This window comes from Bacteroidota bacterium (assembly GCA_021300195.1).
Taxonomy (GTDB): Bacteria; Bacteroidota; Bacteroidia; order J057; family JAJTIE01; genus JAJTIE01.
This window is the reverse complement of record JAJTIE010000044.1, coordinates 1-9,038: the sequence shown is the minus strand read 5'-3', so window position 1 is coordinate 9,038 and position 9,038 is coordinate 1. Positions and strand designations below refer to the sequence as shown.

Annotated in this window: 7 protein-coding genes; 5 read left to right on the top strand and 2 right to left on the bottom strand. The window is 57.1% G+C overall.

The genetic code is table 11. The features are described from left to right. On the top strand, positions 1-462 hold a 462-nt coding region (locus LW884_09840; GenBank protein ID MCE3008629.1), incomplete at its 5' end, for a hypothetical protein. Positions 463-776: 314 nt separating this feature from the next. Here the strand turns inward: LW884_09840 and LW884_09835 are convergent. Beyond that, positions 777-1,616 carry a segregation/condensation protein A gene (locus LW884_09835; protein MCE3008628.1) on the bottom strand — a complete coding sequence of 280 codons (840 nt, stop codon included), beginning with the start codon at positions 1,614-1,616 and terminating at the stop codon, positions 777-779. Between the two features lie 134 nt (positions 1,617-1,750). Here LW884_09835 and cmk point away from each other — a divergent pair, with 134 nt between their 5' ends. Then, positions 1,751-2,458: a (d)CMP kinase gene (gene cmk / locus LW884_09830; GenBank protein MCE3008627.1), complete on the top strand. Its 708-nt coding sequence runs from the start codon at positions 1,751-1,753 to the stop codon at positions 2,456-2,458. A gap of 222 nt (positions 2,459-2,680) precedes the next feature. Here the strand turns inward: cmk and LW884_09825 are convergent, their stop codons facing one another. Continuing rightward, positions 2,681-3,403, bottom strand: coding sequence for a DUF4386 domain-containing protein (locus LW884_09825; protein MCE3008626.1), 723 nt, complete (start codon positions 3,401-3,403; stop codon positions 2,681-2,683). Between the two features lie 150 nt (positions 3,404-3,553). On the opposite strand from LW884_09825, the gene mutS reads away from it, so the two are divergent. The 3 genes from mutS (at position 3,554) to LW884_09810 (ending at position 8,707) form a co-directional block, all read left to right on the top strand. Beyond that, a complete protein-coding gene (gene mutS / locus LW884_09820; GenBank protein MCE3008625.1) occupies positions 3,554-6,160 on the top strand; it encodes a DNA mismatch repair protein MutS in 2,607 nt (868 codons plus the stop codon). Positions 6,161-6,364: 204 nt separating this feature from the next. Further along, on the top strand, positions 6,365-7,996 hold the full coding sequence (gene pruA / locus LW884_09815; GenBank protein ID MCE3008624.1) for an L-glutamate gamma-semialdehyde dehydrogenase: 1,632 nt from the start codon (positions 6,365-6,367) through the stop codon (positions 7,994-7,996). A 300-nt stretch (positions 7,997-8,296) separates the two neighbouring features. Then, positions 8,297-8,707: a nuclear transport factor 2 family protein gene (locus tag LW884_09810; GenBank protein ID MCE3008623.1), complete on the top strand. Its 411-nt coding sequence runs from the start codon at positions 8,297-8,299 to the stop codon at positions 8,705-8,707. Positions 8,708-9,038: the final 331 nt, after the last annotated feature.

Below are 9,038 nucleotides of genomic sequence, written 5' to 3'. Positions count from 1 at the left end.
TGGGAAGATGGTAAGCGGCTGGATACGTCTGTATTTCCAATCAGATTTAGTCGATTTTTTTTTGATGATAGTCCTTGGGAGATGGAGATTTTTATCCCTTATCATTATTTCAGAATATCAGATTCTTTGATATGCCCTGTAGTACTCAGCCAAACAAGGATTGGTACAGATCCCGTGCATCTTGTTCTCTGGGGTATAATTTATAACCACGTAGAAAGAAATTTTTTGTCAAAACCCTTTGATCTGGCTTACGAGGTGGGTGATGTTCTTAGTAGAAGATATTTTTATTCTTCAGTTACATTAAATACCAAGGAAAATGAAATTATTATTCGTAGTAGCAAATATGATATAATAATTGAGATACAAAATAGGGCAAAAAAATCGTTTGAAAACCAGGCTGATATTTCAACAGATGTGAACTGGAAGACGGGTGAAATTACAACTAATGTTTATGAGAAATGACCTTTCTCTCCGTTCTTCTTTCCCCGGGCCTTGCCAGGCTAGCGCCTTTTTTCTTTGTACTTTTTCTTGATAAAAAGTACCAAAAATCAAGGGCTGTGCCAGGCCTTAGCAGGCGGCATTTTCGCGAGAACGATGCGGAAATAGCAGGATGCAACCCGCGATACTACCCGCGGGGGTTCCCCGCCTACGGCCTTCGCCCCTTCCGGGTGCTAGCCTGGCAAGGCCCACCCGCCGGGCGTGTTAGGGATAATTGCGCCCCGCTAGGGGTAGACGTGCGGAAGAATCATTATATTTACCGGCGAGGCCAGTAGCGTTTAGGCTGCTTCGGCCCGCACGCTGAGCCAGAAGTTGTTGTAGCCCTCGCCCAGGGTGAGGTGCAGCAGGCGCTGCTGGGTCATCTCCAGGATGTTCAGGAAGCAGAAAACCACGTACATGGGTTCGGGTATGGCCAGTGCCACTTCCAGGAAGTCTACCCGCTTGCGGTCCTGTACCATCAGCATAATGTTGTCTCGCACCTGGTCCATGGTGTAAGGCAGGGCCCGGATGACGTGGCGTGGCTTGGCCACCTCGCGCAAGTGCTTCTCCATTACCCGCTGGTAGGTGCGCATAATGGCGTAGAGGTTCAGGTTCATCAGGTCGTCGGCCGGGTCCTCCAGGGCCTCGCGCAGGAATGCACGCTCGGCCTGGGTGTAGCCGCGCTTCAGGCGCAGGGCTTGCTCTGCTTCGCGCTGCTCCAGGGCATTGGCCGCTTCCTTATACAGCTTATACTCCATCAGCCGCTGCACCAGGTCGGTTCGGGGGTCTATCGCCTCTCCTTTTTCGTCCAGCTGCGGGCGGGGTATCAGCATCTTGGCCTTTATCTTCATCAGCTGGGCAGCCATGTAGATAAACTCTGCCGCTACACTGATCTGCAGCCGGTCCATGGTGTGGATGTAGTCCAGAAAATTTCGGGTAATGTCATGAATGGGGATATCGTAGATATCCAGTTCATCCCGCTGGATAAAAAACAGCAAGAGGTCAAACGGCCCCTCAAACTGGGGCAGCCGGACCAGGTACGCCCAGTCCTGGGGTTCTGGAGGCACCGGCATAGCGGCTACAGCGGGCGGCTCAGGCTGCGGGGCCGAGCCAGAAATGGGGTGAAGCGTGCTGTCCATAGGGGCGTAAAGATGTGGGCTGCCCGCCAAGCCCGCCGCGCTGTTTATACACAGTGTGTGGATTTCCGCACCGGGCGCGTGCGCAGGCAAAAGCCGGATGTGCGGCCGGTATATTTTTTTATCTTTGGCATAAGGTGAAAAGAATCGTGATCGCAATAGATGGCTACGCAGGCTGTGGAAAGAGTACCACGGCCCGGCGGGTGGCCCGTGAGCTGAACTATACGTTCATCGACTCGGGAGCTATGTACCGAGCCTTCACCCTGCTGCTGATACGCCGGCAGGTAGACCCAAGTGAACGGGCCGAGGTGCTGGGGCTGCTGGAGACGGCACACATACGCTGCCAATACGACCCCGCCACCCAGGTAAACAATACCTACCTGAACGGCGAAAACGTAACCGATACCCTGCGCATACCGCAGATAAATGACCTGGTGAGCGAAGTGGCTGCCATAGCCGAGGTGCGCCATGCCCTGGTGGCCGCCCAGCAGCAGCTGGGAGCCCAGGGAGGGGTGGTAATGGACGGGCGAGACATTGGCACCGTCGTATTCCCCCATGCAGAGCTCAAGGTATTTATGAAGGCCAGCATGGACGCACGGGTAGTGCGCCGAAAGCTGGAGTATGCCCAAAAGGGCGGCGATTATCCGGCGGAAGAAATAGAGGCCAACCTGCGACACCGGGATGAGCTGGACACCACCCGAAAGGAAGGCCCCATGCGAAAAGCCCGCGATGCCCGAGAGCTGGACACCAGCTACCTGACCATAGAAGAGCAGGTAGACGTTGTGCTGCACTGGGCGCTGGAAAAAATGCTGATCCCGGTGGAAAAAGCCGAAACCTCAGCCTGATGCCCGAAAACCTGGAAATGAATCCAGGACGTGCCCTGTGGCCCTTTGCTGCCCTACAGACTCCATTACATCGGACGGGTAGCGACAGATAGGCTACGGCAGATAAGCCCAGAAGACGTGCTGTGGGAGCTTGGCAGACGATAAACAGGGACCATACACAGGGCTACCTAGTCCTTATACCTAGCCCTTGTACAGAATTGTATGACAGAGCCATACCCTAAATCAGGCAACTGGGGCCTTGGCACGTAGGAGATGGATCCCACCGAAAAGCAACCAGAACTCGAAAATCGTAACCGATACAGTAAGGTAGTGCCCCAGGTCAATGCCAAATACCTCCAGTGTGGTACCCAGCAGAAAGAAGGCCGAAACCAGCCCCAGCAGGCTAATCGCCCGGGGCCAAAGGGCATGCCGCAGCATGAATGCATTGATGAAGAGCAGGGCCACGCCTGCAAACATACCCACACCGAGTATTTCGCCTATCCCCCCCATTAGGCTATTTGTGGCCTCGTACACATACACCAGGCTCTGCTGCTCGGCCGGGCTAGCTTCGGCATAGCGGTCGGCCAAAACTGGCATGGAGGTAAGCCAGCGCATAATACCCATACCGCGTGCCAACGTGGAAGCCAGGGCAAACCCTACTGCCAGCCTGGGCAGAGCGGGGTTTACTGCCGGGCGTAAGCCGAGGGTGTGCTGTGCCAGCAGGTAGACGACCGGATAAAACAGCAGCGAGTACAGCAGGTATACAAAATAGCCAAACTGCATGACATGGCGTACCGATAGCAGAAATCCGAAGTTTACCTCAGCCGGCTCAGAAAGATTACCTGGCCAGCCGGTGGCCATCCCCATCATAATGAGTGGTACAAACATGAGCAGAAACATGGCCAGCATAAGTGCACCCAGCAGGCGCGCAGAGCCTAGGTGGGGCGGAAGTGTGGTAGATTTCATGGGCCAGAATAATTTTCGCACGAAAGTAGCCCCCTCATCACGATTTGCTCCTTCACCTTTGTTAAATAACACACCGCATAACGGCTTTTCTCCACAGCCACTGGGGAAAAATAGCCCAAGGCACGCGCCACCTGCCCCTATCTTTGTACCATGGCAAAGCAGGCCGAAACCCCCCTGATGAAGCAGTATAACGGCGTGAAGGCCCAATACCCGGGTACACTCCTGCTGTTTCGGATGGGAGACTTTTACGAAACCTTTGGCGAAGATGCCATAACAGCCAGCCGCCTGCTGGGCATCACCCTTACCCGCCGCAATAATGGTGCAGCTGGCGATATAGAGCTAGCGGGCTTTCCGCATCACGCCTTGGACAGCTACATCCCCAAGCTGGTGCGGGCCGGGCAGCGCGTAGCCATCTGCGAGCAGCTGGAAGACCCCAAGCTAGCCAAAGGCCTGGTGAAACGCGGGGTAACGGAAATACTGACCCCCGGGATAAACCTGCACGAAAACCTGCTGGACCACAAGGCAAACAATTACCTGGCGGCAGTATACTTCCCGGCCGAGCAGCAGGCTGCCGCGGCATTTCTGGACATAAGCACCGGCGACTTCTTCTGCCTGAGTGGCGATCGGGCACGGATAGAAAAGCTGCTGTATAGCCTGCGGCCCAGCGAGGTGGTGCTGCCCCGGGCCGGCATGCGCACCTTTCAGCAGCTGTACGGAGACGACTTCTATACCTACCGGCTGGAAGATTGGGTATTTGAGCCAGAATATGCACTGAAGCAGCTGCTGGAGCACTTTCAGGTGCAGAGTGTAAAGGGCTTTGGCCTGGAAGACGAGCAGCCGGGCACCACAGCAGCCGGGGTGCTGCTGCACTACCTGAAGCAGATGGAGCAGAAGCAGCTGGGGCACCTTACCCACGTGTATGCATTCCGGGATGAGGGGTACACCGCCATCGACAAATATAGCCTGCGAAACCTGGAGCTGCTGCAGCCCCTTTTTGCAGACGGGCACAGCCTGTGCGAAACCATAGACCACACCCGCACTGCCATGGGCGGGCGCATGCTGAAACGCTGGATTGCCTTCCCCCTGCGCGACCCGAAACAGATACACGCCCGGCAGCGGCAGGTGCAGGCACTGGTGGAAGACAGGGCCACACGCGAGGCCCTTGCCCAGCTGCTGGGCCCAATTGCCGACCTGGAACGCCTGATAAGCAAGCTGGCAACCCGCCGCCTGAACCCGCGTGAGGCTACCAGCCTGCGCGATAGCCTGGCCCGGCTACCCCTGCTGCGCCAGGCGGTGGCGCACCTGCCCGCATTTGGGCCCTGGTGCAGCCTGGAAGACCCAAGCACCGCACTAGGCCTACTACAAGCGCAGCTGGCAGACGAATGCCCCGCACAGCTAAACCAGGGCATGGTAATCCGCACAGGCGTATCGGGCGAGCTGGATGAGCACCGCGCCCTAAGCCAGGATGTAAAGCAGCTGCTGGAGGGTATATGCCGCCGAGAAGCGGAGGCTACCGGCATCAGCTCGCTCAAAATCTCCTACAACCGGGTTTTCGGCTACTACCTGGAGGTTACCCACGCCCACCGGAACAAGGTGCCCGAAAACTGGATGCGCAAGCAAACACTGACCGGGGCCGAACGCTACATTACCCCCGAGCTAAAAACCCTGGAAGAAAAAATACTGGGGGCCGAAGACCGCATTGCCCTGCTGGAATACCAGCTGTATGAGCAGCTGCTGAGCCACCTACAGCCCCACATCCCCCTGCTGCAGCAGTGGGCTACCCGGATAGCCGAGGCCGATGTACTGGCCAGCCTGGCCGAGCTGGCCGTGAAGCGCAACTACTGCCTGCCGGTGGTAGACAGTAGCGGCACCCTGGACATACAGGAAGGTCGGCACCCCGTAATAGAGGTGCTGCTGCCGGCAGACCAGCCCTATGTGCCCAACAGCGTGCACCTGGACCCCACCACCCACCAGATCCTCATCATCACCGGGCCAAATATGGCGGGAAAAAGCGCCCTGCTGCGCCAAACAGCGCTAATTGTGCTACTGGCCCAGATGGGCAGCTATGTGCCGGCACAGGCCGCACACATAGGCGTGGTAGACCGAATCTTCACCCGCGTGGGTGCCAGCGACAACCTCAGCGCGGGCGAAAGCACCTTTATGGTGGAGATGAGCGAGACCGCCCGAATCCTGAATAACTGCACGCCACAAAGCCTGGTGCTGATGGATGAGGTAGGCCGTGGCACCAGCACCTACGATGGGGTAAGCATAGCCTGGGCCCTGGTAGAGTACCTGCATGCAGCCACAGACCGGGCAGCCAAAACCCTCTTTGCCACCCACTACCATGAGCTGGCCCTGCTGGCCGAGCAGCTGGAGCGGGTGAAAAACTACCACGTGAGTGTGCGCGAGATTGACGGAAAAATCCTCTTTATGCGCAGGCTGGAGCCAGGGCACAGTGCCCACAGCTTTGGCATACAGGTGGCGCAGATGGCGGGCATGCCGCCAGCCGTGGTGCGCCGCGCGCGCGAGCTACTGGCCCAGTTTGAGCAAGACCGGAGCCTGATCCAGCAACCCGGCCTGGAAGCAGCCGCGCAGGTATCCCAGTCTGCCACCCGGCTACAGCTCCGCCTGTTTGAGCAGCCCGATGCCGCCAGCCTGCGCATACGCGAGCTGCTGGCCGATGTAGACCCCGAGCGCCTGACCCCCGTAGAGGCTCTGCTAAAACTGGTGGAGCTGAAAAGAATTGTGCAGGACTAATGCGGGTTTCACCCGTTCCTTGGGCGAAAGCGAAAAGTAAGAAACAACACACATAAACCGCATTATACACCGTTCGGATCAGCCTCTAGTCCTCCCCCAGGGCTTTATTCGGGCGGAGTCCGCATCCGGATTGTAGGGTATTGGTATACTTTCTAGCTTTGCACATAGTAGCCCACACAAAAACGGATATCCGAAAAAGAGACCATGAATAGTGTAACCCACCTACCCCCTATACAGAATGAGCCGGTATATGACTATGCCCCCGGCAGCCCCGAGCGCCTGAAACTGGAGGCAGCGCTGCAGGCGCTGCGTAGTAGCCAACGCGAGGTGCCCTGCTATGTGGGCGGAGAGCGCCTGTACACTGGTGCCACACGCAGCATGCACCCCCCGCACGACCACCAGCATGTGCTGGGCACTGTGCACCGGGGCGATGCCGGAACCGTACAAAAAGCCATAGCTGCTGCCCTGCAGGCCAAGGCTGCCTGGGAAAAAATGCCCTGGCAAGACCGCGCCGCCATCTTCCTGAAAGCGGCAGACCTGATAGCGGGCCCCTGGCGCTACCGGATAAATGCAGCCACCATGCTGGCCCAGAGCAAAACCTGCTACCAGAGCGAAATAGATGCGGTATGTGAGCTGGTAGACTTCCTGCGCTTCAATGTACACTACATGCAGCTGATCTACAACCAGCAGCCAGATAGCCAGAAAGGTATGTGGAACCAGCTGCAGTACCGCGCATTGGAGGGTTTTGTATTTGCCCTCACCCCCTTCAATTTCACAGCCATATCTGGCAACCTGCCCACAGCGCCCGCCATGATGGGCAATACCGTGGTGTGGAAGGCGGCAGATAGCCAGATCTACTCCGCTAGTATGGTGATGGAGGTACTGCTGGAGGCAGGCCTGCCCGCTGGGGTGATAAACCTGGTGCACGTGGACGGTGCTACCGTGGGCAGCCAGGTGTTTGACCACCCGCAGTTTGCAGGCATCCACTTTACAGGCAGCACCCAGGTGTTTCGCGCTATCTGGCGGACCATCGGGAACAACATAGAGAAGTACCGCAGCTACCCCCGCATAGTGGGCGAAACTGGTGGCAAGGACTTTATCCTGGCCTATAAGGATGCGGACCCGGCAGCCGTAGCCACTGCCATTACACGCGGCGCATTTGAGTTTCAGGGGCAAAAATGCTCGGCCGCTAGCCGTGTATACCTGCCACATAGCCTGGCACAGGCTGTCTTGCAGCGCGTGCAGGCCGACCTGAAAGAGATAAAGCAAGGCCCGCCCGAAGACTTCCGGAACTTTGTAACGGCAGTGATAGACGAAAAAGCCTTCGACAAAATAGTGGGCTACATAGAGCATGCCCGGCAAGACCCCAACCTGCGTATACTGGCCGGGGGGGGATACGACAAAAGCAAGGGCTACTTTATAGAACCTACCGTAGTGGTAAGCCAAAGCCCGGACTCCAGGCTAATGAAGGAAGAGATTTTTGGCCCGGTGCTTACCGTATACGTCTACCCGGATGAGGAGTGGACGCAGGTGCTGAAGCAGGTAGACGACAATGAATATGCCCTGACGGGAGCCGTTTTTGCCCAAGACCGCACTGTGCTACGCCAGGCACTGGAGGCCCTGGAGCATAGCGCGGGCAACTTCTACCTGAACGATAAGCCCACCGGTGCCGTGGTAAACCAGCAGCCCTTTGGCGGCGGCCGCGGCAGTGGCACCAATGACAAGGCAGGCAGCTACCTGAACCTCCTCCGCTGGACGAGCGCCCGAACCGTGAAGGAAACCTTTGTGCCACCCACCCATTTTGCTTATCCCTACATGGGTGATCCGGCTGTCTAGCAGGCGGCTGTCTACATGCTGATAAGGCCGGGTATGTGCCCCTTACTGGAGTGCAAGTTCGGGTTCCTTGCTTCGGGGAATCTGATCTCGAATGCTCAAGCGCGTGCAAGCTGCCCAGCCGGATAACCTGGCTTAGCCGGACCTACGATGGCAGCCCTATACGGGCATACACCCAGGAAACGGGAAAAGATACCTATTGCCCCTGTCCTCCCCCCCAATGAAATGCAACATATGTTTTCAAATGAAACTTTATTTCAGAAGAATGGATTTTCCATGTACATAACATGAAAAAAGAAAGACATGGAACAAAAGCCTCCCTTCCCACCCTTTACCGAGGAGACAGCCCGCCAGAAAGTACAGATGGCCGAAGATGCCTGGAACACAAAAAAAACCGAGCGGGTAAGCCTGGCCTACACACCAGACAGCGAGTGGCGAAACCGATCCGAGTTCCTGAAAGGACGGGATGCCATCGTGGCCTTCCTTACCCGAAAGTGGAAAGAAGAGCTGGACTACAAGCTAAAGAAGGAGTACTGGGCGCATCAGGAAAACCGCATAGCTGTGCGCTTTGAATATGAGTACCGGAAGGCCCAGGGGCAGTGGTTTCGTGCCTATGGCAACGAGATGTGGGAATTCAATCCACAGGGGCTGATGCAGAAGCGTTTTGCCAGCATAAACGACCTGCCCATACAGGAGCACGAACGCTACCTATAGCCCCCTACCTGCCTGCCGTCGGCGCGGGTTATGCTGCGTACCTTGCGTCGGCGCGCCACTGTATGTGGGCTATGCCGTGGGTGCGGTCGGCGGTTAGGCTGCCGTTTGCGTCGTAGGTCATTCCTACAGGGGGGGGAAGTAGGTGTAGGGGCTGCCACCCCTCCGCTTCTAGGCGGTTTCAGCCAGAAAACCCGGGCCGCAGCGCAGCTTGCTGGCCAGGGCATCGGTGGGACGGATGGCACGCCAAAATGGCGCTATTGCTGTGATGGGGGTGCCAGCCAGGTATTCGTCCCAGGCGCACTCTGCCACAATACGCAGAAAGATGCCTGTG

What these genes read in the sequence shown, in the direction of transcription:
- mutS (MCE3008625.1), top strand. Translation starts at nt 3,554, where the DNA reads ATGGCAAAGCAGGCCGAAACCCCCCTGATGAAGCAGTATAACGGCGTG.
- pruA (MCE3008624.1), top strand. Translation starts at nt 6,365, where the DNA reads ATGAATAGTGTAACCCACCTACCCCCTATACAGAATGAGCCGGTATAT.
- LW884_09825 (MCE3008626.1), bottom strand. Translation starts at nt 3,403, where the DNA reads ATGAAATCTACCACACTTCCGCCCCACCTAGGCTCTGCGCGCCTGCTG.
- LW884_09835 (MCE3008628.1), bottom strand. Translation starts at nt 1,616, where the DNA reads ATGGACAGCACGCTTCACCCCATTTCTGGCTCGGCCCCGCAGCCTGAG.
- LW884_09810 (MCE3008623.1), top strand. Translation starts at nt 8,297, where the DNA reads ATGGAACAAAAGCCTCCCTTCCCACCCTTTACCGAGGAGACAGCCCGC.